This is a genomic window from Kytococcus sp. Marseille-QA3725, from assembly GCF_054950055.1.
This window is the reverse complement of sequence record NZ_JBUCLA010000001.1, coordinates 45,721-70,537: the sequence shown is the minus strand read 5'-3', so window position 1 is coordinate 70,537 and position 24,817 is coordinate 45,721. Positions and strand designations below refer to the sequence as shown.

Below are 24,817 nucleotides of genomic sequence, written 5' to 3'. Positions count from 1 at the left end.
GTGACTCACCACAGTCTCGCACCGGGGCCGCGAGGGCGGGTGTGGCACCCGGGCCACACGGGTGTGCCTGACGGTCGGGGTGTCCACCGGTGGCCCCCTCGACCATCGGTGGCGCTCAGGCAAGCAGATCAGCGCGGTGTTGTGGAACAGCGCGCCCCGCCGCGGTGTTGTCGCCCCCATGACCGGCCCCCTCATCGTGCAGAGCGACAAGTCCGTGCTCCTCGAGGTCGACCACGAGGGCTACGAGGCCGCGCGCCGCGCCATCGCCCCGTTCGCCGAGCTCGAGCGCGCCCCCGAGCACGTACACACCTACCGCATCACCCCGCTGGCGCTGTGGAACGCGCGCGCCGCAGGTGTCGACGCCGAGCAGGTGGTGGACGCGCTGGTCACCCACAGCCGCTTCCCGGTGCCGCAGCCGCTGCTGGTCGACGTCGCCGAGACGATGGACCGCTACGGCCGGCTGGTCCTCGAGCAGCACCCGACCGCCGGCCTCGTCCTCCACTCGACCGACCCGGCCGTGCTCGCGGAGGTGCGCCGACACAAGAAGATCGCCCCGATGCTGGGTGCCGACGTCGCGCCGGACACCGTGGCGGTGCACCCCTCCGAGCGCGGCGCCATCAAGAGCGAGCTGATCGCCGTCGGCTGGCCGGCGGACGACCGCGCCGGTTACGTGGACGGCGAGGCCCACCCGATCTCGCTGACCGACGACTGGCAGATGCGCCCCTACCAGGAGCAGGCCGTCGACGGTTTCGTCGAGGGTGGCTCCGGCGTGGTGGTGCTCCCCTGTGGCGCCGGCAAGACGCTGGTGGGCGCGGCCTCGATGGCCCGGCAGGAGACGACCACCCTGATCCTGGTGACCAACACCGTCTCGGCCCGCCAGTGGAAGGCCGAGCTGCTGCGGCGCACCACGCTGACCGAGGACGAGATCGGCGAGTACTCCGGCAGCGTCAAGGAGATCCGCCCGGTCACCATCGCGACCTACCAGGTGCTCACCACCCGGCGGAAGGGCGTCTACACCCACCTGGACCTGCTCGACGCCCGCGACTGGGGGCTCATCGTCTACGACGAGGTGCACCTGCTGCCGGCCCCGATCTTCCGGATGACGGCCGACCTCCAGGCACGTCGGCGCCTCGGCCTGACCGCCACCCTGGTGCGCGAGGACGGCCGGGAGAACGAGGTGTTCTCCCTCATCGGTCCCCAACGCTACAACGCGCCGTGGAAGGACATCGAGGCGCAGGGCTGGATCGCGCCGGCCGACTGCGCCGAGGTGCGCGTGACCCTGCCCGAGGGCGAGCGGATGGCCTACGCGACCGCCGACGCCGACCAGCGCTACCGGCTGGCCGCCTGCGCCGCGGTGAAGCTGCCCGTGCTGGAGCGCCTGGTCGAGCACCACGAGGGCGCGGCCACCCTGGTGATCGGCCAGTACCTCGACCAGCTCGAGGAGATCGCGAACCGCCTGGACTGCGAGATCATCACCGGCGAGACCCCGCAGAAGGAGCGCCAACGCCTGTTCGAGGCCTTCCGGACCGGGGAGATCAACCGGCTGGTGGTCAGCAAGGTCGCCAACTTCTCCATCGACCTGCCCGAGGCGTCGGTGGCCATCCAGGTGTCCGGAACCTTCGGCTCACGCCAGGAGGAGGCGCAGCGGCTGGGACGCGTGCTGCGCCCGAAGGCCGACGGCCGCAGCGCGCACTTCTACACGGTCGTCACGCGGGACACGGTGGACTCCGAGTTCGCCGCCCACCGCCAGCGCTTCCTGGCCGAGCAGGGGTACGCCTACCACATCCTCGATGCCGAGGAGGTGCCGGCGGGGCTGCCGGCCTCCCCCTGAGCGGCGTCCCGGCCGATCCGGCGCCCGCGCAGCACCCCCACACCGAGCATCCCGAGCACCAGCAGGAAGGTGAGCAGGTAGTCGTTGCCCACGATCATCTGCATCGGGCTCCAGTCGAGCTCCTGCATCTCCCGCGCCGGGGCCCACCAGTGCGCGTCCGCGATCAGCACCAGGGCCACGGCCCCGGCCAGCGTCCGCAGGTGCTCGACCCGGTGGCCGGTGAGCCGCGCGACCCGCGGGGCGGACTCCCACAGCGAGACCGCCAGCGGGACCGCCCAGACCCAGTGGTGGGTCCAGGAGACCGGCGAGGCGACCACGGTGGCCAGCGCGGCCACGAGGAAGCCGAGCACCCGCTCCCCCCGCAGCGTCAGCCAGGCACCGACGGCCACGACGGCCACGGACACGACCCCGCCGACCAACAGCCAGGACAGCGAGGCGGCATCCGTGTCCGGCCCGAACAGCCGGCTGAAGAAGCCCATCGCGGACTGGTTGCCGAGGTACTCCTTGGGCATGGAGTGGGCGATCGCGTCGCTCATGTGGTTGGGCTCGCCCCCGGCCGAGGCCGGCAGCGTGTCGAACCAGAAGGCGCGCGCGGTGTCCGGCACCCCGAGGAAGGAGACCACCACGGTGGCCAGGAAGGTGCCGACGGCGACCCCGGCCGCCCTCCACTGCCGGGTGAACAGCAGCCAGGCCAGGAAGGTCAGCGGCGTCAGCTTGATGCCGGCCGCGATGCCGAGCCCCACGCCCCGCCACCAGCGGTCCCGCCCGGTGACCAGGTCCGCGGTCACCAGGGCCGCGAGCAGCAGGTTGATCTGACCGAAGTGCATGGTGAGCCAGACCGGCTCGGCCGCCATCGCGCCCAGCAGCAGGACCGTGGCGGCGAACACCCCCACCCGCGTCCGCCCCAGCGCGACGTGCAGCAGGAAGGCGACGCACAGGACCGAGGCCACGATGGTGAGTCCCGAACCCACCCAGTCGCCGGCCCAGGCCATGGGCAGGAAGGCCAGCAGCGCGAACGGCGGGTAGGTGAAGGTGAGGTGGGAGTCGGTGTAGGTGAGGTCGTAGACGTTCTCGCCGTCCAGCAGCGCCCGGACGCCGCTGGCGTACACCCGCAGGTCCAGCGGAGCGATCTCCCGCATGGTCAGCATGGTGACCACGGCGGCCGTGACGAGGACGAGACCGGGCAGCCAGACCAGCGGCCGGGTACCTCTGCCCTTGTCGGACGCGCCGGCCCCGGGGGCGGCCCCGGGAGCGCTCACGCGGCGGACCCCACGCCCCCGCGCCCGTGTGCGAGCTCGCGGACCTGCTGCGCGGCCAGCGGCAGCACCGCCATCGTCAGCAGCAGCCCCGTCCACACGTAGGCGTTGCCCCAGAGCATCTGCCATGCGTTCCACTCCATTTCACGTCCGTCCCGGGAGGGAACCCACCAGATCGACTGCAGCAGAGCCGCCCCCAGCATCGCCGCCACCGCCCAGCGCGCGGCACGGGGCACTTCCCGGCGGGCCTCGGAGCACAGTACAGCCAGGGCCAGCGGCACCAGCCAGACCCAGTGGTGCGACCAACTGACCGGGGAGGCGAGCAGCATGCCGACCGCGGCCAGCCACAGGCCGCTGGAGCGCTCGCCCAGGGCCGCCAGCCGGGCCGCGGCCAGCACGAGCACCACACCCACCACCAGCGAGATGCCGAACCAGGCCGGGTCGAGGGCCGGGGACTCGTCCCCGAGGAAGCGCGCGAGGAGCCCCTTGACGGACTGGTTGGCCACGTAGCTCGGTGCACCGATGCGGCCCGTCTCGGGCAGCACCTCGGTCCAGAACGCCCGCGAGTTGCCCGGGAGCGCCAGGAAGCCGACACCCACCGTCGCGGCCATGGAGGCCAGCGCCACACCGGCGGCGCGCCACTGCCGGCTGAGCACCAGCCACGCCACGAGGAAGACCGGGGTGAGCTTGATGCCGGCGGCCACCCCCAGCCACACGCCGCGCCAGGGACGGTCACCGCGCCGCAGCAGGTCGGCCGCCAGCAGTCCGGCCAGCAGCAGGTTCACCTGGCCGAAGGAGAAGGTCTGCCACACGGGCTCGCAGAGGACCGCCGCGACGGACAGCAGCCCCAGCGTGCGCCAGCTGGGCACCAGCCCGCGGCCACGGAAGGTCATGGACCCTTCCCGGGTGCCCTCCAGCGCACGGCGCACGGCGACCACCAGCCCCAGCGCGGACCCCACCGTCAGGAGCGCGACGGCGAGCCCGCGGGGCACGAGCGCGAGCGGGACGAAGACCAGGGCCGCGAACGGCGGGTAGGTGAACGGCAGCCCGTCCCTCGCCTCGTAGAGGGAGCGCCCGTCGACGACGAGCTGCCCACCCCATCGGTAGACGTCGAGGTCCACCGGCCACTCGCCCTTCAGCGCGAGCGTGACCAGGGCGACCGCGGAGACGAGGAGGGTCGGCACCCACAGCGCCCGCGAGGGCAGGGGCCCGGCGGGGGCATCGGCGGGGGACGAGGGGGAGCTGCTCACGATGCGTGACATTGTGCCCGCTGGCCGGACCGACGGCGCGCCCAGTCACCTCCCAGAGAACTCCCAGCGGGAGTGGTCACAGTGGGGGCATGGAGAACTCTGCCGACGCCACCCTGCTCGTCGTCGAGGACGAGCCCAACATCCGGGAGCTGCTGGCCACCAGCCTCCGCTTCGCCGGGTTCGAGGTGCACACCGCCGCACAGGGTGGGACGGCGCTGCAGCTGGCCGAGGAGGTGGAGCCCGACCTGCTCGTGCTGGACGTGATGCTGCCGGACATGGACGGCTTCACCATCACCCGCCGCCTCCGGGAGCGCGACCAGCGCATGCCGGTCCTCTTCCTCACCGCGCGCGACTCGGTGGACGACAAGGTCAAGGGGCTCACCGTCGGCGGTGACGACTACGTGACCAAGCCCTTCAGCCTCGAGGAGGTCGTGGCCCGCATCCGCGCCATCCTCCGACGCAGCAGCGACCAGGGGCAGGCCGAGGAGGAGCGCGTGCTGAGCTTCGCCGACCTCTCCCTCAACGAGGACACCTACGAGGTGGTCCGGGCCGGCCGGGTCATCGAGGTCTCCCCCACGGAGTTCAACCTGCTGCGCTACCTGCTGCAGAACCCCAACCGAGTGGTCTCCAAGTCGCAGATCCTGGACCACGTCTGGGACTACGACTTCCGCGGCGAGATGGGCATCGTGGAGAGCTACATCTCCTACCTGCGCCGCAAGATCGACACCGAGGGCCTGGCGCCGCTGATCCACACCAAGCGCGGGATCGGGTACGTCCTGCGCCTGCCGCCCGAGAACGCCTGATGGCCCCCGCGACCTCGGGCACCGGCGCCCCGGCCCGCGCCCCCCGGCGCGCGTGGAGGCCAGGCCGCTGGCCGCTCCGCGTCCGCCTCCTGGCGGTCGTGATGCTGCTGCTGGCCGGGGCGCTCACCGCATCCTCGCTCGCGCTCGCGGTGCTCATGCAGCAGTTCCTGGTGCGACAGGTGGACGACCAGCTCGAGCAGGCCGCCGCGCCGGTGGCGCAGTCGGCCTTCGACAGCTTCACGCGCAGCGGCCGCACCGGATTCCGCCCGCCGAACAACTACTGGATCCAGTTCATGCCGGTCCACGGCACCCAGCCGCTGACCGTCACCGACCCGCAGTCCTCCGACTCCACCCCACGGTTGGAGTACCTCGCGCCGGACGACGAGCGCGTGGTGTCCGGCCGCCCCTTCACGGTCACCGACGGCAACGGCGACCGGTGGCGCGTGGTGGCCGGCGTGGACGCCAACGAGGTGGCCACCTACGCCGTCGCCCGCCCCCTGCGCGACATCGACGAGGCGGTGGAGAACCTGCAGATCTTCTCGTTCTCGGTCGGGCTCCTGGCCCTGACCGCCAGCGCGGTGGTCGGGTGGCCGCTCATGAACCGGGCCTTCCGGCCCCTCACGCAGATCGAGGACAGCGCGGCCGGCATCGCCGAGGGCAACCTGTCCCGCCGCGTACCGCACCCGGGGACCCGCGACGAGGTGGGCTCGCTGGCCACCTCGCTGAACCTGATGCTCGCCCACGTCGAGCGCTCATTCGCCCTCCGGGACGCCTCGGAGCGGAAGATGCGCCGCTTCATCGCCGACGCCTCGCACGAGCTGCGGACCCCGATGGCCGCCATCCGCGGGTACGCCGAGCTCTACCGCGCGGGGGCCATCACCGGCAGCGAGGACACCGGGGCGGCCATGCGCCGGATCGAGGACGAGGCCACCCGCATGGGCGTGCTGGTGGAGGACCTCATGACCCTGGCCCGCCTCGACGCCGAGGACCACGGCCCGTCCGCCCCCGGAAACCGGACCGAGGACACCCCGCTGCAGGAGGTGGACCTGACGGTCCTGGCCGGGGACGCCGTGGCCGACACCCGCGCCTGGGCGCAGGGGCGGAGCCTCCGGGTGATCGGCCTGGACGGGGAGCCGCTCGGCTCGACCCTGGTGGACGGCCGCGAGGCACCGCTGCGGCAGGTGGTGACCAACCTCGTCGCCAACGCCGTCCGGCACACGGCCGACGGCCCGATCGAGGTGGAGGTCGGCCTCGACGGTGCCCAGGCGGTCCTGCGGGTCGTCGACCACGGGGAGGGCATCCCCGCGGCCGAGCGGGAGCGCGTGTTCGAGCGCTTCTACCGCTCGGACCCCTCCCGCCAGCGAGGTGCCGGGGGCGGGTCCGGCCTCGGCCTGGCGATCGTCGCCACGACGGTCGAGCAGCACGGGGGTAGGGTCTCCGCACTCGAGACCCCCGGCGGCGGAGCGACCTTCGAGGTCCGCCTCCCCGCGCGACAGGATTGACCGGGGTTCCCAGAGAAATCCCAGCCACGTTGCAGCGCGGCCCAAGACTCGGGTGATGCACTGCAGTTCGTCGGAAAGGAGCAGTCATGGACGAGTACCAGCCGAGGCACCGGGAGGCCTCCCGCGCGCGTCGCGGGTGGTGGCAGGTGCCCACCGCTGCGGTGCTCTCCGCTGCCCTGGCCACCGCCGGGACCTGGACCCTGGCGGAGACCGGCACGATCGGGTCGGACGACCGGTCCTCCTCGGAGGACCGTGTCGCGACCGGCGCCCCGGCCAGTTCCACCTCCGAAGGGACACAGCAGGAGACCGCGACGGGGGACGCCGCCGCGGACGGGACCGCTCCTGCTGCACAGGCGGACGGTGTGGACTGGTCGGGCGTCGCCGACGACGTCTCGCCCAGCGTGGTCGCCCTGAACGTCAAGAGCGGGAGCTCGGGAGGCTCCGGCTCGGGCGTGATCCTGGACGAGAAGGGCCACGTGGTCACCAACAACCACGTGGTGCAGGACGCCAAGGAGATCCAGGTCGTGCTCGGCGACAACCGCGCCTACGAGGCGACGACGGTGGGCACCGACCCGGAGACCGACCTGGCGGTCGTGAAGCTGAAGGACGCCCCGGACGACCTGCAGCCCGTCGAGGTCGGTGACGACACCGGCCTCAAGGTGGGCGACCCTGTCATGGCCGTGGGCAACCCGCTCGGCCTGTCGGGCACGGTCACCACCGGCATCGTCAGCGCGCTGGACCGCCCGGTCCGCGCCGGCGACACCGAGAACCAGGTGGTGACCAACGCGGTGCAGACCTCCGCGGCCATCAACCCCGGCAACTCCGGCGGGGCCCTGGTGGACTCCTCCGGCCGGTTGGTGGGCATCAACTCCAGCATCGCCTCGCTGGGCGGTGGCCAGGAGGCCTCCGGCAACATCGGCATCGGGTTCGCCATCACGGCCACCCAGATGAAGAACGTCACCGCCGAGCTCATCGAGAGCGGCAAGGCCACCCACGCCCAGCTGGGCGTGCGCGTCAGCGACGCCTCCGTGGAGGTGGACGACGCCCGGGTGAACGGCGCGGGCATCGCGTCGGTGGAGTCCGACTCGGCCGCCGCGAAGGCGGGACTGAAGAAGGGCGACGTCGTGGTGGCCATCGACGACGAGTCGGTGGACAGCATGTGGGCGCTCATCGCCCAGATGCACGAGCGGAAGGTGGGCGACGAGGCCACCCTGACCGTCGTCCGCGACGGCGAGCGCCAGGACGTGGAGGTGAGCGTCGGCGCCAAGGAATGACCACAGACTCCCGTGCGGCCGTTGTGCGACCGGACGCACGGGCGGGGACCTGATGGTTCCCGTCGGGTAGCAGTCCCCCTCCCCTGGGACTCCCCGACAAACCGGCCCGGGCCGTGGGTGTGTGTGACCACGGCCCGGGCCCCTCTCGTTCCCGGAGTGCGTCCGCCCCGGAGGGCGGACGGGTTCAGGCGGCCCCGGCCCACTCCTCGAAGCCGTCGGGGCGCCCGACCCAGCGCTGGGCGGCACCCACCATCTCGGCATCGGTCATGAGGGCCTCCTCGAAGCGGCGCTGGAACTCCGGCAGCTCCTCGGCCAGCCCGGTGACGACCAGGCGCGTGCGGCGGGCGCCGCCCCAGTCGCCGCAGTCCCCCAGGCACAGGTGGCCGCAGCACTCGTCCCACACCAGGGCGGAGTCGGGCCGCGAGGGCAGCCAGAAGGCTCCGCGGGTGCGCAGGGAGGTGAGCACCATCGGCTCCATCGCCTCCATGAGCCGGTGGGGGTGCAGCGGTCGCCAGGACTCGAGCACCACGGTGACGATGCCGTGGGCGTCCGGGGCGCCGGTGGGCCGACGGTCGCGCGGGTCGCAGCGACGGTGGGCCACCTCCGGGTCGTGCTGAACGGCGAGCAGCTCCTCGGCCTGCAGCGCGCTGGCCGAGGACACCACCGTGGCGCCCGCGTGGGCCAGGTGGTGCAGCAGGGTCAGGTCGGCCTCCTGCGCCTCGCCGCCCTCGCCGGCCAGGACGAGCACGTCGGCGTACTCCACCTGCTTGACCGCGGCGGCCGAGGCCTCGGCGACGGCGGGCTCCTCCAGCCCGACGGTGATGCGGTCGAGCAGCCCCTCGGGGTCCACCACCGCGACGACCGCCCGGAGGTCCAGCAGCTCCGGCACGCGGTCGTCGACGACGTCGGTGCCCAGCGCCGAGCCCACTGGCAGCAGCTCACCACCCAGCGGCAGCTCGACGACGGCGGCCGACCAGCGTCCCAGCTCGGCGCAGGTGAGCAGGGTCGGGACGAGCGCCTCGCGCGCCGCGCACGAGTGGCAGGCGTGCTCCAGCGGCTCGGTCGTGTCCTCCACCAGGCCGGTCGCGTCGTGCAGCACCCGCCGCACCGTGCCGGCGTCCGCGTCGAGCTCGATGCGGAGCACCACGGCATCCGGCAGGTCGCAGCCGACCGCCATCGAGGCGGCGGCCAGGTCGGCACGGTCGGTGCCGCCGAGCACGACCACCGGCAGGCGGCCGTCGGCTCCGGGCCGGTTCGAGGCCGTCACCGGCGGCCCCCGTAGCGCTGCCGGAAGCGCTCCACGCGGCCGGCGGAGTCCAGCACCTTCTGACGGCCGGTGTAGAACGGGTGGCTCGCGCTGGAGACCTCCACGTCCACCACCGGGTAGGTGTTGCCGTCCTCCCACTCCACGGTCTTGTCCGGGGTGGCGGTCGATCGGGTCAGGAAGGCGAGGCCGGCGTCGGCGTCGCGGAAGACCACCGGGTGGTAGTCGGGGTGGATGTCCTTCTTCACAGGTCCTCCTGGTGCGGGTCGGTACGGGATGCGCCCCGCCGGATGGGGCGGGGCGCTGTGCTCACCACGGGCTCTTGGTGACGCCGGGCAGCTCCCCGGCGTGGGCCATCTCGCGCAGGCGGATGCGGGAGAGGCCGAAGGCGCGGTAGACCGCACGCGGCCGGCCGTCCACGACGTCGCGGTTGCGCAGCCGGGTGGGGCTCGCGTCGTGGGGCAGCTTCTGCAGCGCCCGCACGGCCTCGGCACGCTCCTGCGAGGTGGACTCCGGCGAGGAGACGATCCGCTTGAGCTCCGCGCGGCGCTCGGCGTACCGGGCCACCACCTCGGCCCGCTGCTTGTTGCGGGCGGTGGGGCGGCGAGCTAGCACGGGAGCGCTGACGGTGCTCGGCGACATCGCACAGGGCACCACGCCGTGGGCGACCGCGTCGTGGGAGGAGACCCTGCAGCACCTCGGCGCCGAGGGCTCGCACGTGGAGGAGCTGGTGCGTGGGTTCCGCGTGCCGGCCGCGGTCATCGACCTGGCCGCTCGGCTGCTGCCACACATCGCCCCGGGGCTGCGAGCACCCGAGGCCGTGCGCTCCAGCCGGGGAGAGCTGGCCTTCACCGAAGTGGACGAGAGCGGGCTCGTCAGCGGCACCGTTGCCGCGGCCGAGCGAGCGCTGGCGCACGAAGGGAGCGTCGGCGTGATCGTGCCCGGCAGCCTGGAGGAGGAGGCCCGCCGGGCCCTGGACGACCTCACGGTGAGCGAGGAGGCAGCGGGCCCGGCCGGTTCGGAGGGTGCGCCGCCACACCCCGCCCGGGTCACGGTGCTACCGGCCAGCACGGCCAAGGGTCTGGAGTTCGACCGCGTGGTGGTCGTGGAACCGGTACGGATCGTGGACGAGGAGCCGGATCACCGCACCGGTCTGCGCCGGCTCTACGTGGTGCTGACCCGCGCGGTGAGCGGGCTGGCGGTCATCCACGCCGCTCCCCTGCCGCCGGAGCTCGGCCGGGCTGACACGCGGGCGCGGCACGGCCTCCCGGCACACTGGGGACGTGCCCGCACTCATCGCCTGGTGGTCCCAGGACGTCCAAGCCCTCGCCCCCGACGCGCCCGGGTCCGCCGTCGTGGATGCCGGGGCCCGCCTGCTGGCGTGCTGGACCGAGCCGCACCGCGCCTACCACTCCACCCGGCACCTGGTGGAGATGTTCTGGGCGTTGGAAGAGCTGCAGGAGGCCGGGGAGGTCGAGGCCGAGGAGGCCCGCACACTGCGGATGGCCGCTTGGTTCCACGACGCCGTCTACGACGCCACGGCGGCAGCCGGGGAGAACGAGCGCGCCTCGGCGGGGCTGGCCCGGGCCGAGCTCACCGGGCTGGGCGTGAGCCCCACCGTCGTCGACGAGGTGGAGCGCCTCGTGCTGCTCACGTTCGAGCACCGGGCCGAGAAGACCGACCGATCAGGGCGTGCGTTCAGCGACGTCGACCTGTGGATCCTGTCGGCCGATGCCGATCGCTACGCCGAGTACACGCGGCAGGTGCGGCGGGAGTACGCCCACGTGCCCGAGGAACTGTTCCGCCGCGGCCGGCGAGCCGTGCTGGAGCATCTGGGTGAGGGCACGATCTACACCACGCCCCACGCCCTGCGGGAGTGGGAGCCCCGCGCCCGCCGGAACCTCGAGCGGGAACTCGCCACCCTGGGCTGAGCCGAGGAGAGCGCCGGGGCCAGGCCCTCGCCACCAACCCCGGACCAGGCCCTCACCGCCAACCGCGGGCCAGGCCCCCGCTACCAACCACGCTCCAGCCCACACGCGACCAGCGGCCACCACGGCGCACCACCGGTCAGGGCCTCGGCCGCCGTGCGGTCCGCCCAACGCCACTCCGAGGCGGACCCGAGCACCCCCGACGCACCCACCGTCGACCGCCGACCCACCTGCAGCAAATAGAGGCTCCGGTGCTCGTGGCCGACGGACACCCCGCCGTCCGCCCACTGCCGGGTCGCGGTGTCGACGTAGCCGACAGGTCGTCCCGCATCACCCGTCTGGCCTGCCGGGGTCGCACGCTCCGGCCGGTCCGCGAGCCCCGGCAACCCCCACCCGTCCGGCCCCTCGGCCAGCAGCAGGTCCCCGGCCGCATCCACGACCACGGCCTGACGCCCCACCAGCGTCCGGGCGTCCGGAGCGTGCGGCGAGCGCACCACGTCCACCCGCCGGTCCTCGTCCAGCACCGTGCGCCCCACGCACTTCTCCCCCTTGCGCTTGCGCAACCGCTGCCCGGTCGCACCGAGCATCGAGGTGATCTCCCGAGCCGTCCGCAGCTGGGCCCCGGTGTCGAGCAGCTCCTCGAAGCTCGAGGCGGGCACGTCCGCGTGGTCCCCGTCGAGCCACCCGTGGTGCAACCCGACCGCCGCCACCGCCTCGGTCACCTCCCGCGCGGCCACCACCCACGAGGCGGTGCCTGTGGCCTCCAGCCCGCCGTCGCTCACCAGGTGGCTGAACAGGGTGTCGTGGGCCGGCCAGGCGGGCCGGTCGATCCACAGGGCCATCAGACCGCGCCGCTGCCGTGGGCGTCATCCATCGAACGATGGTAGGTCGGCCCGCGGCGATGTCGCACAATGCAGCATGCCCACCTCGACGCCGCGACGCCGCTCTCGCCGGACCGAGCTCGCCGCCCTCGGCCCCCTCGACCAGCTGCGGGCCGGTCACCTGCCGCAGCGCCTGGCCTGGCTGCTGGTCGGGCTCTTCCTCTACGGCGCGTCCATGGCGATGGTGCTGCGCAGCACGCTCGGGCAGATCCCGTGGGACGTCTTCCACGTGGGCCTCGGCTCGCACCTGCCCTTCTCCTTCGGCATCACGGTGACCCTGGTCTCGTTCCTGGTGCTCCTGACCTGGATCCCCCTGCGCCAGATGCCGGGTCTGGGCACCATCGGCAACGCGACGCTCATCGGCCCGGCGGCCGACCTGACCCTCTCGTTCCTGCCCGCCCCTGACGACCTGCTCCCGCGCATCGGCCTGATGGTCGGTGGGGTCGTCCTCAACGGCATCGCCACCGCGATGTACGTGGGCGCCCAGCTGGGCCCGGGCTCGCGCGACGGCCTGATGACGGGACTCGCCCGCGTCACGGGTCGCTCCATCCGCGTGGTCCGCACGGGCATGGAGGTCGTGGTCATCGTCGCCGGCGCCCTCCTGGGCGGCACCCTCGGCGTGGCGACGGTGCTCTACGCGGTGGCCATCGGGCCGCTCACGCAGGCCTTCCTGCCCTTCCTGACGGTGCGCCTGCCCCGACACCAGGCGGACTGAGGGTCGGAGAGCTCAGGTGCGTGCATCCCGACGGGTGCGACGCCCCTGCACGAAGACACGCGCCCAGGAGACCAGCCCACCGACGGGCGGCGACCCGGCCAGCAGCGCGATCATGCCCGCCACCAGGCTCGCGATGAGCGCGAGGTGGGTCCGGTGCAGCCCCTTGGCCGCCATCTCGTCCAGGGCCCGCAGCGGCAGGATGCCGTCCGGCTGCTGCCCCTGCAGGCGGGCGAACTCCTGCGCCGCCTCGACCGCCTCACGGTGGCGGCTCAGGTCGCTGAGGGTGATGGCCGACATCCGGAACCCGACGGGCCCCTCGGGGTCCAGCTGGACCGCCCGGGTGGTCGCCGTGAGCGCCTCGCGGAGCCGCCCCCACGCCCGTAGCGCGGAACCCAGCAGGATGTGGGCGAAGGCTTCGTCCGGCGCTGCCGCCAGCGCGCGCTCCAGGGAGGTGATGATCTGGTCCGACATGGCTGCAGAGTCGTCAGCGGCACCGACAGCACGACGCGGGCGGCCCCTCCTGCTGGAGGGACCGCCCGCGTCAGGCGTGGCCGGGCGTTCCCGCCCGGTCGGCAGCCGGGATCAGAAGCCCATGCCGCCCATGTCGCCCATGCCCGCGTCCGCACCGACGCCGGCGTTGTCGGCGTCCGGCTTCTCGGCCACGATCGCCTCGGTGGTGAGGAACAGGGCCGCGATCGACGAGGCGTTCTGCAGCGCCGAACGGGTCACCTTGGCCGGGTCGATGATGCCCTCGGCGATCATGTCGACGTACTCGCCGGTGGCCGCGTTGAGGCCCTCGCCCGGGGTCAGACCGCGCACCTTCTCGGCCACGACGCCGCCCTCGAGGCCGGCGTTCACGGCGATCTGCTTCAGCGGGGCGCTGGAGGCCACGCGGACGATCTCGGCACCGGTGGCCTCGTCGCCCTCGAGCTTCAGGCCCTCGAACGCCTTGGTGGCGGCCTGCAGCAGGGCCACGCCACCACCGGCGACGATGCCCTCCTCGACGGCGGCCTTGGCGTTGCGCACGGCGTCCTCGATGCGGTGCTTGCGCTCCTTGAGCTCCACCTCGGTTGCGGCGCCGGCCTTGATGACGGCCACGCCGCCGGCCAGCTTGGCGAGACGCTCCTGCAGCTTCTCGCGGTCGTAGTCCGAGTCGGAGTTCTCGATCTCGGCGCGGATCTGCTTGACGCGGCCCTCGACCTGGGCGTCGTCACCGGCGCCGTCGACGATGGTGGTCTCGTCCTTGGTGACGACGACCTTGCGGGCCTGGCCCAGCATGTCCAGCTCGGCGTTCTCCAGGGTCAGGCCGACCTCCTCGGAGATGACCTGGCCACCGGTGAGGATGGCCATGTCGCCCAGCATCGCCTTGCGGCGGTCACCGAAGCCCGGGGACTTCACGGCGACGGACTTGAAGTTGCCGCGCACCTTGTTGACGATCAGGGTCGCCAGGGCCTCGGCCTCGACGTCCTCGGCGATGATCACCAGCGGCTTGCCGGACTGCATGACCTTCTCCAGCAGCGGGAGCAGGTCCTTGATCGCACCGATCTTGGAGTTGACCAGCAGGATGTAGGGGTCCTCGAGCACCGTCTCCATGCGGTCGGTGTCGGTGACGAAGTAGGGCGAGATGTAGCCCTTGTCGAAGCGCATGCCCTCGGTCAGCTCGAGGTCGATGCCGAAGGTGTTGCTCTCCTCGACCGTGATGACGCCCTCCTTGCCGACCTTGTCCATCGCCTCGGCGATGACCTGGCCGATCTCGGGGTCCGCGGCGGAGATGGAGGCGGTGGAGGCGATCTGCTCCTTGGTGTCGATGTCCTTGGCCATCGACAGCAGCTCGTCGGAGACGGCCTGGGTGGCCTGCTCGATGCCGCGCTTCAGACCCATCGGGTTCGCACCGGCGGCCACGTTGCGCAGGCCCTCGCGGACCATCGCCTGGGCCAGCACGGTGGCGGTGGTGGTGCCGTCACCCGCGACGTCGTCGGTCTTCTTGGCGACCTCCTTGACCAGCTCGGCGCCGATGTGCTCGTAGGCCTCGTCGAGCTCGATCTCCTTGGCGATGGAGACACCGTCGTTGGTGATGGTGGGGGCGCCCCACTTCTTCTCCAGCACGACGTTGCGGCCCTTGGGGCCCAGCGTCACCTTCACGGCGTCGGCAAGGGTGTTCATGCCGCGCTCGAGGCCGCGACGGGCCTCCTCGTTGAACGCAATGGTCTTGGCCATCGGTGGTTTCCTCCCACACGCGTAGCGGATGACCACCGGTCGCCCGCGACGGACGGGGCCTGCGCGCACGATGCGGATCGCGCGGCGTCGACCCCTCGACCTGTGGTCGGTGTCTTTCACCCTGCACGGCCCGCTGCCGTCTGCCGGGGTGGTCGGAGGCACTGGTGCCGACCACGTCTCCCGCGACCTGTCACTCGGAGCCGTCGAGTGCCAAGTGGGATTTTGGCACTCGGGACCCGGGAGTGCAAAGCGCCGGGCGCCCCACCGGGCCCGCCGGCGTCGGATGGGAGGATCTCCCCATGCCGAAGCCGCCCGCAGTCCGCCTCCTCCTGCTCGACGCCGACGCCGTGATCCAGCGGATGCCGGACGGCTGGCGCGAGGAGGCCCTCGCCCACCTCGCCGTGGGATGGGACACCACCGGCCGGGTCGAGGACGACCCCGAGCTCTGGGGGCGAGCCCGGGCCGTGCTCGACGAGATCTTCACCGCCGAGGTCTTCCTGCTCACGGGGCAGGAGGCGGACCCGGACTTCGCGGACGTGATCGGCGAGGTGCTCCGGGGGCACGGCAACACGGCGGACCCGGCCACCACCGCACGCCTGTGGCACCGCACGACGCCGCTGGCCGAGGAGCGGGCGATGGTCGCCGCCGCCCGACAGGAGGGGCTCCGCGTGGCGATGGGCACCAACCAGCAGCCGCACCGGGCGGCCTGGCTCGCCGAGAGCGACGCCTTCGCCGACCTCGCCGACGAGGTCTACACCTCCTCCCGCCTGGGCGTCGCCAAGCCGGAGCCGGACTTCTTCCGGGCCGTCCTGGCCGCCGAGGCCGAGGCCGGGTTCCCGGTCGAGCCGGCCCAGGTCGTGTTCGTCGACGACCGCCAGGACAACGTCGACGGGGCCCTCGAGGCCGGGCTCGTGGCCCGGCGCTACCACTTCACGCAGGGCGCGGAGGCCTTCGGCGAGCTCCTGCGCTCCACCGGGGTCCTGCCCGGGTGAGCCGCATCCCCGCCGGGTCCGAGGTCGTCGTCGGCGACGACGGCCGGGCCCGCACCCCGTGGGCCGAGGGCAGCGACCTGCTGCGCGAGTACTACGACACCGAGTGGGGCCTGCCGGTCCGGGACGAGACGGGGCTCTTCGAGCGCCTCAGCCTGGAGGCCTTCCAGTCCGGCCTCTCCTGGGCCACGATCCTGCGCAAGCGCCCTGCCTTCCGTCGGGCCTTCGCCGGGTTCGACGCCGACGCGGTGGCCGCCTTCGACGACGGTGACGTCGAGCGGCTGATGGCCGACGCCGACATCGTGCGCAACCGCCGCAAGGTCGAGGCGACGATCACCAACGCCCGGGCCACCGTGGCCCTCCGCGCCGAGGGCGGGCTGGTGGACCTCGTCTGGTCCTTCCGGCCGGCCGACACCCCGCGCCCGCTGCGCGTCGCCGACGTGCCCACGCGGTCGGCCGAGTCGACGGCCCTGTCGAAGGCCCTGAAGCAGCACGGCTTCGCCTTCGTCGGCCCGACCACGATGTACGCCCTGATGGAGGCCGTCGGCATCGTGGACACCCACCTGCTGGGCTCCCACCGCCGTGGCGTCAGCGGGGTGTGGCCGGCCTGAGTCAGCCCTCCGCCGACCGGTCCGTGCCCTGACGGGCCGATCCCCGGGAGGCGGTCCGACCCGGGTGCGCCTGCCCGCGGTCGACCACCTGCTGCATGGCCGAGGCCAGCCGCTGCAGCTCCTCGCGGCGCTCGGCCTCCGCGGCCTCCCGGCGGGCCCGCTGGCGCTTGAGCTCGCCCCGCGCCAGGGCCAGTCCGACGATCACGCCGAAGATCAGCTTGTCGTTGTCCAGGATCCACAGCAGCACCGGCCGCAGCGGGCTCAGCCAGTGCCAGAGCCAGGAGAGGTCGGGCCAGGGGATGTTCGGCCACGGGATGCTGGGCAGGCTCGGCCAGGGGATCCGCGGCAGGTGGACGTCGGGCCAGGTGATGTCCGGCCACGGGATCCGGGGCCACGGGATGTGCGGCATGTGCCGCTCGAGCCACGCCATGATCCGGTCGAGGAGCGGGCCGAGCACCAGCATCACCGCGGCCCACAGCAGCCAGCCGAGCTTCATCACCAGGAAGCGCGCCGCGGCCAGCCTCGGCCGCCGGTCGCGCAGCGCGTGGAAGCGCTCGGCGGGGCTCCCGGCCGGCGGGGTCAGGGACACCATCCGTCCGCGCCCCAGCCCCTCGCTCGAGAGGTGCACGATGCCGGGCACGAGGTCCATGTCCATGGCCGTCCCCCGCGCGTGACGCACCTCCAGGGTGGCCCCCTCCCCGAAGCCGACGCGCTCGCGCTCCGCGGCACTCCACCCCACGTTGTCCAGAGTGCCCGAGGTCGCGTGGACCCGGATCGTGTCGTCGTCCTCGGCCCGCCCCACGCAGACGTCGTCGACCAGCAGCCAGGCCTTCTTCTCGGGCCAGTCCTTGAGGAAACGCCCCTCGACGCGGCGCCCCTGCACCGTCCCCACCCAGCGCTCGGCACGCTCGTAGGCGCTGACCTTCTCGTCGTCGCCCTGCTCCCCCGGCCCCTCCGGCGCCGCCCCCTGCGATGCGCTCTCCACCGTGATCGGGGCTCAGTGCCCGCGGGAGCGGTTGCGTGCCTCCAGGCGGGTGGTGTGGCGGGCGTCCCGCTGACGCCGCAGCCGCTTGACCAGCAACGGGTCGGCGGCCAGCGCGGCCTCGGAGTCCAGCAGCCGGTTGAGTCGCTGGTAGTACTGCGTGGTGGTGAGCCCGAAGAGTTCGCGGATCTCCTGCTCCTTGGCCCCGGCATAGCGCCAGGCCTGCCGCTCGAAGGCCAGGATCTCCCGGTCCTGCGCGGTCAGCTCCTCCGAGCTCCCCGCGTCGACGACCTGCTCACGCTGCTCCACTGCACCCATGAGGGGCGAGTCTACCGGCGGAATCACACGCGTGTCATTACGCTGCAGCACGCCCCCACGGGTCCGCGTACGGTGTGCCCCGTGAGCCAGACCCCCGACGCCCCGACCTTCGCCGGCAGGGTGCACGAGTCCTGGGTCCCGGCACTCGAGCCGGCCGCCGGGACCCTCGCCGAGCTGGGTGACTTCCTCCGCGCCGAGAACGCCGCCGGCCGCGGTTACCTCCCGGCCGGCGAGAACGTCCTGCGCGCCTTCTCCATGCCGCTCGACGCCGTGCGCGTCCTGGTCGTGGGGCAGGACCCGTACCCCACCCCCGGCCACGCGGTGGGCCTGAGCTTCTCGGTCGCGCCGGACGTCCGCCCGGTCCCCCGCAGCCTGCAGAACATCTTCACCGAGCTCGTCGAGGACACCGGCTGCGAGCGCCCCACCAGCGGGGACCTCACCCCGTGGTTCCACCGCGGCGTGATGCTGCTCAACCGGTGCCTCACGGTGGCGCCCGGCTCGCCGGCCTCGCACCGGGGCAAGGGCTGGGAGTCCATCACGGAGCTGGCCATCCGCGCGCTGGCCGAGCGCGCCTCCCGGGGGCAGCCGCTGGTCGCGATCCTGTGGGGGCGCGACGCACGCAACCTGGCCCCGCTGCTGGCACCGATCCCGTGCGTGGAGTCGCCCCACCCCTCCCCGATGAGCGCCCGCCACGGATTCCACGGCTCGCGCCCGTTCTCCCGCACCAACGCCCTCCTGACCGAGCAGGGCGCCGACCCCATCGACTGGAGCCTGCCTTGAGCGAGCACACCGCCCCCTCCACCGAGGACGTGAACGCACCCCTGCACACCCTCCCCGGACCGCTGCGGCACCTCGCCACCACCCCGCGCCCGTGGGGCACCTACGTCGCCGTGGGCGACTCGTTCACCGAGGGGATGTGCGACGACGACTCACCGGCTGCCGGTGAGTTCCGCGGCTGGGCCGACCGGCTGGCCACGATGCTGGCGCAGAGCGCCCCGGTGCCGGGCCCCGGCGAACCCGGTTTCCGCTACGCGAACCTCGCGGTCCGCGGCCGCAAGCTGGACGACGTCGCCGGCCCGCAGACCGAGACGGCGCTGGGCCTCGTGCAGCAGGCCCGCCACGAGCGCCCCGACGCCCCGGTGCTGGTCAGCATCGTGGGCGGTGGCAACGACATCCTGCGCCCGCGCGCCGACATCGACGTGCTGGCCCGCGGCCTGGAGCAGGCCGTCGTCCGCCTGCGGGCGGCCGGGGCGGACGTGCTCCTGGCCACCCCGACCGACCCGGCCGAGGCCCCGATCATCGCCGCCACCCGCGGCCGGGTGGGCCAGTACATCGCCCACCTGCTGAGCATCGCCGGACGCCACGGCTGCCACCTGCTCAACCAGTGGGACCTCGACTTCCTCAAGGACTGGCGCATGTGGGGCGAGGACCGCATCCACATGACCCCCGAGGGACACCGGCGCGTCGCGCTGGCCGCGCACGCGGCGCTGGGCTTCCCGGAGGCCGACGAGGGCACCTTCCGACACCCCCTCGACGCCGCCACCGCCCCGCGCCCCACCTGGGCGGAGCACCGCCGGTGGGCGCGCACGCACGCCGGACCGTGGGTCAAGCGGCGGGTGACGGGCCGCTCCTCGGGCGACGGGCGCGACGGCAAGCTGCCTGCGCTCACCCCCTGGCCCCCGGCCTGATCGGCTCCCCGGGCACGGCCGTGCACGCGCGGGCTGTGAGCCTCGTTACCCTGTGCCCATGGCCGTGACCCGCTTGATGCCGACCCCCGAGTCGGAAGACCTCATCGCCCTCGTCCGCGACATCGCCACCAAGGAGGTGGCGCCCAAGGCCGACGAGTACGAGAAGAAGGCCGAGTTCCCCACCGAGGTGTTCCAGACCCTCGGCGACGCAGGACTTCTCGGACTGCCCTACCCGCAGGAGTTCGGCGGCGCCGGTCAGCCCTACGAGGTGTACCTGCAGTGCATCGAGGAGCTCTCCAGCGCGTGGATGGCGATCGGCGTAGGTGTCTCGATCCACGCCCTGACCTGCTTCCCGCTGTTCAACTACGGCACCCAGGAGCAGAAGGAGCGCTGGCTGCCGGACATGCTTGGTGGCAAGTGGTTCGGCTCCTACTGCCTGTCCGAGCCCGCCGCCGGCTCGGACGTCGCGTCCATGAAGACCCGCGCCGTGGGCTCCGGCGAGGTCGACGAGACCGGCCGCTCCGCGGAGTACGCGATCTCCGGCGGCAAGATGTGGATCTCCCACGCCGGCCACGCGGACTTCTACACGACCTTCGCCCGCACCGGGGAGAACGACGGCAAGGGCATCTCCTGCTTCCACGTCCCCGGGGAGACGCCGGGCTTCACCTTCGCCGAGCCCGAGCGCAAGATGGGCCTCCACTCGGACACCGTCCGCGAGGTCATCTACGACAAGGTCACCGTCCCCGGCGACCACCTCATCGGCACCCCGGGCAAGGGCCTGAACATCGCCCTGGCGGCCCTGGACTCCGGCCGCATGGGCATCGCCGCCGCCTCGACCGGCCTGGCGCAGGCCGCCACCGACCTGGCCCTGAAGTACGCCGCGGAGCGCGAGCAGTTCGGCAAGCCCGTCATCTCCAACCAGGGGCTGCAGTTCATGCTGGCCGACATGCAGGCCCAGACCACCGCCGCACGGTCCACCTACCTGCACGCCGCCCGCCTCAAGGACGCCGGCAAGCCGTTCAGCCGCGAGGCCGCCATCGCCAAGCTGTTCGCCTCGGACACCGCCATGAAGGTGACCACCGACGCCATCCAGGTGCTGGGCGGCTACGGGTACACCACCGACTTCCCGGCGGAGCGCTACTTCCGCGACGCGAAGATCACGCAGATCTTCGAGGGCACCAACCAGATCCAGCGCATGGTCATCGCCCGCGACATGCTCAAGTCGCTCGGCTGACCCACCACCACAGGAGAACCTGATGCAGATCACCCCCGACACCGTCGCCCTCGTCACCGGCGGCGCCCAGGGCCTCGGCAACACCACCGCCCGCCGCCTCGTCGCCGCGGGCGCCAGGGCCGTGCTCGTGGACCTCCCCGGCGACGCCGGTGAGCAGGCCGCAGCCGCCCTCAACGAGGAGCTCGGCGCGACCGCAGACGACCCCCGCGTCGTCTTCGCCGGCGCGGACGTGCGTGACGAGGAGCAGGTCGCGGCCGCCGTGCGCGCCGCCACGGAGCTGGGCACCCTGCGGGTGGCCGTCAACTGCGCCGGCGTCGCCACGCCGGGCAAGATCCTCGGCCGCAAGGGCGTCCTGCCGCTGGAGACCTACAAGACGGTGATCGACATCAACCTGGTCGGCACCTTCAACGTGCTGCGACTGGCCGCGGAGGCCATGGCCGCCAATGAGCCGGTCGAGGACGAGCGCGGTCAGGGCGACCGCGGCGTCATCGTCAACACCGCCTCCGTGGCGGCCTACGACGGCCAGATCGGACAGGCCGCCTACGCCTCCTCGAAGGGCGCCATCGCCTCCCTCACCCTGCCGGCGGCGCGCGACCTGGCTCCCTCGCAGATCCGTGTCATGACCATCGCCCCGGGCGTCATGGAGACCCCGATGATGGCCGGCATGCCCGGTGACGTGAAGGAGACCCTGGAGGCCCTCGTGCCGCACCCGGCGCGTCTCGGCAAGCCCGAGGAGTACGCCGCCCTGGTGGAGCACATCGTGTCCAACCCCCTGCTCAACGGCGAGGTCATCCGCCTGGACGGCGCCCTGCGCATGCCGCCGAAGTGAGCGCTGCCGCACACACGACAGCCCAACATCGGACGGAGACGCCGCGACTGGCCTGGATGGTCTGGGTCGCCGGCGTCTTCGCCTTCGCGGTGGCCGTGTTCCACCGCAGCTCCCTGGGGGTGGCGGCCGTCCCCGCCGCCGAGCGCTTCGGAGTCGGAGCCTCCGTGGTCGCAACCTTCGTCGTGGTGCAGCTGCTCGTCTACTCCGCCGCCCAGATCCCGGTCGGCATCGCCCTGGACCGCTGGGGCTCACGCCGCCTGATCAGTCTCGGTGCGGTGTGCATGGCCCTCGGCCAGACCGGCATGGCCCTTGCGCCCGACCTCGGCGTCGCCATCGCGGCCCGCGTCCTCGTCGGTGCCGGTGACGCGATGACCTTCGCGTCGGTCATCCGCCTCGTCCCCGCGTGGTTCCCACCGCACCGGGTGCCGGTGATGACCCAGGTGACCGGTCTGACCGGACAGTTCGGGCAGGTGCTCTCGGCCTTCCCGCTGGTGTGGCTCCTGCGCACGACCGGGTGGTCCACCTCCTTCCTGGTCGCCGCCGTGACCGCGGCCGTCTCGGCCGCGGTGGCCTTCCTGCTCGTCCGCGACCACCCGCACCGGGCGGACGGCAGCGAGGACACCGACCCCGTCAGGCACCGTCGCCCCCGCGCAGGCATCGGCAGCGTGCTGCGCCACCCGGGAACCTGGCTGGGCGCCTTCACGCACGCCTCCACCGTCTTCGCGCCCATGACCTTCGCGATGATGTGGGGCTTCCCCTACCTCACCCAGGCCGAGGGACGCAGCGACGGAACCGCCTCGGGCCTGCTGACGCTGCTGGTGCTGCTCGGTGTGGTGGCCGGGCCGACGGTGGGCTTCCTGACCCAGCGCCACCCCCTGCGCCGTTCGACGCTGGTGCTGCTCATCGTGCTCTCGACCGCCCTCCCCTGGGCCGCGGTCGTGCTGTGGCCGGGCCCTGCCCCGCTGTGGCTGCTGACCGTCTGGGTCATCGGGCTGGCCACGGGCGGCCCGGGGTCGGCCGTCGCCTTCGACTTCGCGCGCACCTTCTCCCCCTCCGAGCGGCTCGGGACAGCCACCGGGGTCATCATCATGACCGGCTTCGGCGTGACGCTCCTGAGCATCCTCGCGATGGGGCTGGTCCTGGACCTGCAGGGGCAGGGCTACACGCTGGACGCCTTCCGCCGCGCCTGGGCCGTGCTGCTCGTGCCCTACCTGCTGGGACCGCTCGGCATCGTCCTCACGCGATCGCGCGCCCGGCACGTCCACGGCCTCCATGTGCCCACCTGGCGGGAGGTCTGGCGCCGAGAGTTTGGAAATCGCAACTGGCCCCGCATCACCAAGCGCCCCTGATCAGCCACCGCCTAGGACCACCACCTGAGCCACCCTCGGTTTCCCCAAGACTCGGTCAATCCGCTTCTCCGAGCCGATTCGCTCCCCCAACATCGTTGTCACGGCGGATCTCCCGCCACGAAGGCGGGACCACCGCCCTCGACGTCAAGGAGGAATCGCATGACCCACATCCGCAGCATCTTCGGACTGGCCGCCGCGGCCACCCTGACCCTCGGCACCGGCGCCGCCACCGCCACCCCGGCCTTCAACGCCGACGCCGGCGCCCCCAAGGCCGAGGTCATGGACGCCTCGCAGGCCGGTGACTACATCGTCATGCTGAACCTGCCGAAGCAGGCCGCTGGCGACCTGTCGACCGCCTCCGCGAAGGCCGCCGTCGCCTCCACCACCGAGACCCAGGTCGCCAAGTTCTCCGACCAGGGCATGGAGGTGCAGAACGAGCTCAAGTCGCTGGGTGGCTTCACCGCCAACCTGACCGCCGAGCAGGTCAAGGACCTCGAGAACGACCCGGCCGTCGCCTCCGTCACCAAGAGCAAGGAGGTCACCGCCTCCGAGTCGCAGACCGACGCCACCTGGGGCCTGGACCGCGTGGACCAGGAGGAGCCCGAGCTCGACCAGACCTACAACTACGAGGGCACCGGCGAGGGCGTGAACTCCTACGTCATCGACACCGGCGTGCGCTCCACCCACTCCGACTTCGAGGGCCGCGTCAGCGAGGGCTTCTCCGCCATCGACGACGGCCAGGGCACCGAGGACTGCAACGGTCACGGCACCCACGTCGCCGGCACCATGGGCGGCAAGGAGTTCGGCGTCGCCAAGGGCACCAACCTCATCCCCGTGCGCGTGCTGAGCTGCGAGGGCTCCGGCTCCACCGACGGCATCATCACCGCCATGGACTGGGTCATCGAGAACAAGGGCGACACCCCGTCGGTCGCCAACATGTCCCTGGGTGGCGGCGTGGACGAGGCCCTGGACGAGGCCATCGGCCGCATGACCGAGGCCGGCGTCGTGACCGCCGTGGCCGCGGGCAACGACACCGACGACGCCTGCAACTACTCGCCGGCCCGTGCGGAGTCCGCCATCACCGTCGGCTCCACCGCCGAGGGCGACATGCTGTCCGACTTCTCGAACTTCGGCGAGTGCGTCGACATCCTGGCCCCGGGCACCGACATCACGTCGGCCTGGATGGACTCCGACGACGCGACCAACACCATCTCCGGTACCTCGATGGCCTCCCCGCACGTCGCCGGTGGCGCCGCCCTGGCCCTGGAGAAGAACCCCGACGCCACCGTCGAGGAGGTCACCACCGCGCTGACCGAGTCCGCGACCAAGGACGCCATCGAGGGTGTCAACGGTTCGCCGAACCTGCTGCTGAACGCTCTCAAGGTCTCCGCTGGCTGACCCTGACACAGCGCTCACTCCCCTCCGGCGGTGCCGGGTCCCCTTTCCGGGGGCCCGGCACCGCCGTTTCCGTGTGCCCTTCCCCGAGCCGCCGCCACCCCACACGTCGCCGATGCCGTCGCGCTCCACCTGGAGCAGAACCCCGACGCCACCGCCCAGGTGACCGATGGCGCGCTCTCCAACGCGCCCGAGGGCCGCTGTCCGGCCTGAACAGTTCGCCGAACCTGCTGCTGAACACCACCGCCGGCACCGTCCTGCAGACCCTCGGTTCCCACAGCAACCTCGACGAGACGACCGACTGCACCTCCAGGAGCTACGACCTCTCCGCCCACGCCGGCGACACCGCCACGCTCCGCTTCACCTCCACCGAGGACAAGGCCAACCAGACCTCCTTCCTCATCGACGACGTCGCCCTCCACGGCTGACCCGCTCCGGGCGGAGGATCTCCCCCGAAGGAGATCCCGGCCCCTGCACGAGGCCCCCGCGGCCCCCCGGTTC

At 72.7% G+C, this 24,817-nt stretch carries 25 protein-coding genes; 15 read left to right on the top strand and 10 right to left on the bottom strand.

The window, feature by feature from the left end; translation table 11 throughout:
- The first annotated feature begins 178 nt into the window (after positions 1-178).
- On the top strand, positions 179-1,831 hold the full coding sequence (locus ACY8FT_RS00290) for a DNA repair helicase XPB (RefSeq protein WP_462416970.1): 1,653 nt from the start codon (positions 179-181) through the stop codon (positions 1,829-1,831).
- Here the strand turns inward: ACY8FT_RS00290 and ACY8FT_RS00285 are convergent.
- Both ACY8FT_RS00285 and ACY8FT_RS00280 read right to left on the bottom strand, forming a co-directional pair.
- Positions 1,777-3,090, bottom strand: coding sequence for a glycosyltransferase 87 family protein (locus ACY8FT_RS00285; protein ID WP_462416969.1), 1,314 nt, complete (start codon positions 3,088-3,090; stop codon positions 1,777-1,779). The genes ACY8FT_RS00290 and ACY8FT_RS00285 overlap by 55 nt on opposite strands.
- The gene (locus ACY8FT_RS00280) at positions 3,087-4,337 is read right to left on the bottom strand and encodes a glycosyltransferase 87 family protein (protein ID WP_462416968.1); all 1,251 of its coding nucleotides are present in this window, start codon (positions 4,335-4,337) and stop codon (positions 3,087-3,089) included. The genes ACY8FT_RS00285 and ACY8FT_RS00280 overlap by 4 nt, the downstream gene beginning before the upstream one ends.
- Before the next feature lie 89 nt (positions 4,338-4,426).
- Here ACY8FT_RS00280 and ACY8FT_RS00275 point away from each other — a divergent pair, with 89 nt between their 5' ends.
- The 3 genes from ACY8FT_RS00275 to ACY8FT_RS00265 all read left to right on the top strand — a co-directional run bounded on the left by ACY8FT_RS00275 (position 4,427) and on the right by ACY8FT_RS00265 (position 7,916).
- Positions 4,427-5,140 carry a response regulator transcription factor gene (locus ACY8FT_RS00275; protein WP_462416967.1) on the top strand — a complete coding sequence of 238 codons (714 nt, stop codon included), beginning with the start codon at positions 4,427-4,429 and terminating at the stop codon, positions 5,138-5,140.
- Positions 5,140-6,642 (top strand): sensor histidine kinase, encoded by a 1,503-nt coding sequence (locus ACY8FT_RS00270; protein ID WP_462416966.1) that lies wholly within the window; start codon positions 5,140-5,142, stop codon positions 6,640-6,642. The genes ACY8FT_RS00275 and ACY8FT_RS00270 overlap by 1 nt, the downstream gene beginning before the upstream one ends.
- Positions 6,643-6,728: 86 nt before the next feature.
- Positions 6,729-7,916 (top strand): S1C family serine protease, encoded by a 1,188-nt coding sequence (locus tag ACY8FT_RS00265; RefSeq protein WP_462416965.1) that lies wholly within the window; start codon positions 6,729-6,731, stop codon positions 7,914-7,916.
- Positions 7,917-8,100: 184 nt separating this feature from the next.
- Here ACY8FT_RS00265 and ACY8FT_RS00260 read toward each other — a convergent pair whose 3' ends face one another.
- The 3 genes from ACY8FT_RS00260 to rpsN all read right to left on the bottom strand — a co-directional run bounded on the left by ACY8FT_RS00260 (position 8,101) and on the right by rpsN (position 9,822).
- Positions 8,101-9,183, bottom strand: coding sequence for a GTP-binding protein (locus ACY8FT_RS00260; protein ID WP_462416964.1), 1,083 nt, complete (start codon positions 9,181-9,183; stop codon positions 8,101-8,103).
- Positions 9,180-9,428 carry a type B 50S ribosomal protein L31 gene (locus tag ACY8FT_RS00255; protein WP_462416963.1) on the bottom strand — a complete coding sequence of 83 codons (249 nt, stop codon included), beginning with the start codon at positions 9,426-9,428 and terminating at the stop codon, positions 9,180-9,182. Before ACY8FT_RS00255 ends, ACY8FT_RS00260 begins: the two co-directional genes overlap by 4 nt.
- 61 nt (positions 9,429-9,489) lie before the next feature.
- Positions 9,490-9,822: a 30S ribosomal protein S14 gene (rpsN, locus tag ACY8FT_RS00250; protein WP_462416962.1), complete on the bottom strand. Its 333-nt coding sequence runs from the start codon at positions 9,820-9,822 to the stop codon at positions 9,490-9,492.
- 641 nt (positions 9,823-10,463) lie between these two features.
- Between rpsN and ACY8FT_RS00245 the strand changes: the two genes are divergently transcribed.
- Positions 10,464-11,111, top strand: a complete 648-nt coding sequence (locus ACY8FT_RS00245) for an HD domain-containing protein (protein WP_462416961.1) — start codon at positions 10,464-10,466, stop codon at positions 11,109-11,111.
- 80 nt (positions 11,112-11,191) lie between these two features.
- Here ACY8FT_RS00245 and ACY8FT_RS00240 read toward each other — a convergent pair whose 3' ends face one another.
- Positions 11,192-11,950 carry a DUF4031 domain-containing protein gene (locus ACY8FT_RS00240; protein WP_462416960.1) on the bottom strand — a complete coding sequence of 253 codons (759 nt, stop codon included), beginning with the start codon at positions 11,948-11,950 and terminating at the stop codon, positions 11,192-11,194.
- A gap of 76 nt (positions 11,951-12,026) precedes the next feature.
- On the opposite strand from ACY8FT_RS00240, the gene yczE reads away from it, so the two are divergent.
- Entirely contained in the window at positions 12,027-12,704 is a 678-nt protein-coding gene (gene yczE, locus ACY8FT_RS00235; protein ID WP_462416959.1) for a membrane protein YczE, read from the top strand.
- A 12-nt stretch (positions 12,705-12,716) separates the two neighbouring features.
- Here the strand turns inward: yczE and ACY8FT_RS00230 are convergent, their stop codons facing one another.
- Together ACY8FT_RS00230 and groL are read right to left on the bottom strand one after the other, a co-directional pair.
- Positions 12,717-13,175 (bottom strand): hypothetical protein, encoded by a 459-nt coding sequence (locus tag ACY8FT_RS00230; protein WP_462416958.1) that lies wholly within the window; start codon positions 13,173-13,175, stop codon positions 12,717-12,719.
- A 111-nt stretch (positions 13,176-13,286) separates the two neighbouring features.
- Positions 13,287-14,921: a chaperonin GroEL gene (gene groL, locus ACY8FT_RS00225; protein WP_462416957.1), complete on the bottom strand. Its 1,635-nt coding sequence runs from the start codon at positions 14,919-14,921 to the stop codon at positions 13,287-13,289.
- A gap of 299 nt (positions 14,922-15,220) precedes the next feature.
- Here groL and ACY8FT_RS00220 point away from each other — a divergent pair, with 299 nt between their 5' ends.
- Together ACY8FT_RS00220 and ACY8FT_RS00215 are read left to right on the top strand one after the other, a co-directional pair.
- Complete coding sequence (locus ACY8FT_RS00220) at positions 15,221-15,913, top strand: HAD-IA family hydrolase (protein WP_462416956.1); 693 nt, start codon at positions 15,221-15,223, stop codon at positions 15,911-15,913.
- Positions 15,910-16,521, top strand: a complete 612-nt coding sequence (locus tag ACY8FT_RS00215; RefSeq protein WP_462416955.1) for a DNA-3-methyladenine glycosylase I — start codon at positions 15,910-15,912, stop codon at positions 16,519-16,521. Before ACY8FT_RS00220 ends, ACY8FT_RS00215 begins: the two co-directional genes overlap by 4 nt.
- Position 16,522: 1 nt before the next feature.
- On the opposite strand, the gene ACY8FT_RS00210 is transcribed toward ACY8FT_RS00215, so the two are convergent.
- Both ACY8FT_RS00210 and ACY8FT_RS00205 read right to left on the bottom strand, forming a co-directional pair.
- The gene (locus ACY8FT_RS00210) at positions 16,523-17,506 is read right to left on the bottom strand and encodes a hypothetical protein (protein WP_462416954.1); all 984 of its coding nucleotides are present in this window, start codon (positions 17,504-17,506) and stop codon (positions 16,523-16,525) included.
- A 12-nt stretch (positions 17,507-17,518) separates the two neighbouring features.
- Complete coding sequence (locus ACY8FT_RS00205; RefSeq protein ID WP_462416953.1) at positions 17,519-17,821, bottom strand: DUF3263 domain-containing protein; 303 nt, start codon at positions 17,819-17,821, stop codon at positions 17,519-17,521.
- An 81-nt stretch (positions 17,822-17,902) separates the two neighbouring features.
- Between ACY8FT_RS00205 and ACY8FT_RS00200 the strand changes: the two genes are divergently transcribed.
- The 7 genes from ACY8FT_RS00200 to ACY8FT_RS00170 all read left to right on the top strand — a co-directional run bounded on the left by ACY8FT_RS00200 (position 17,903) and on the right by ACY8FT_RS00170 (position 24,744).
- Positions 17,903-18,601: a uracil-DNA glycosylase gene (locus ACY8FT_RS00200; RefSeq protein ID WP_462416952.1), complete on the top strand. Its 699-nt coding sequence runs from the start codon at positions 17,903-17,905 to the stop codon at positions 18,599-18,601.
- Positions 18,598-19,509: an SGNH/GDSL hydrolase family protein gene (locus ACY8FT_RS00195; protein ID WP_462416951.1), complete on the top strand. Its 912-nt coding sequence runs from the start codon at positions 18,598-18,600 to the stop codon at positions 19,507-19,509. The genes ACY8FT_RS00200 and ACY8FT_RS00195 overlap by 4 nt, the downstream gene beginning before the upstream one ends.
- 58 nt (positions 19,510-19,567) lie before the next feature.
- On the top strand, positions 19,568-20,743 hold the full coding sequence (locus ACY8FT_RS00190; protein WP_462416950.1) for an acyl-CoA dehydrogenase family protein: 1,176 nt from the start codon (positions 19,568-19,570) through the stop codon (positions 20,741-20,743).
- Between the two features lie 22 nt (positions 20,744-20,765).
- Positions 20,766-21,572, top strand: coding sequence for an SDR family NAD(P)-dependent oxidoreductase (locus ACY8FT_RS00185; protein WP_462416949.1), 807 nt, complete (start codon positions 20,766-20,768; stop codon positions 21,570-21,572).
- 56 nt (positions 21,573-21,628) lie between these two features.
- Positions 21,629-22,921 (top strand): MFS transporter, encoded by a 1,293-nt coding sequence (locus ACY8FT_RS00180; protein ID WP_462416948.1) that lies wholly within the window; start codon positions 21,629-21,631, stop codon positions 22,919-22,921.
- Positions 22,922-23,080: 159 nt separating this feature from the next.
- Positions 23,081-24,319, top strand: coding sequence for a S8 family peptidase (locus tag ACY8FT_RS00175; RefSeq protein ID WP_462416947.1), 1,239 nt, complete (start codon positions 23,081-23,083; stop codon positions 24,317-24,319).
- 71 nt (positions 24,320-24,390) lie between these two features.
- Positions 24,391-24,744: a hypothetical protein gene (locus ACY8FT_RS00170; protein ID WP_462416946.1), complete on the top strand. Its 354-nt coding sequence runs from the start codon at positions 24,391-24,393 to the stop codon at positions 24,742-24,744.
- Positions 24,745-24,817: the final 73 nt, after the last annotated feature.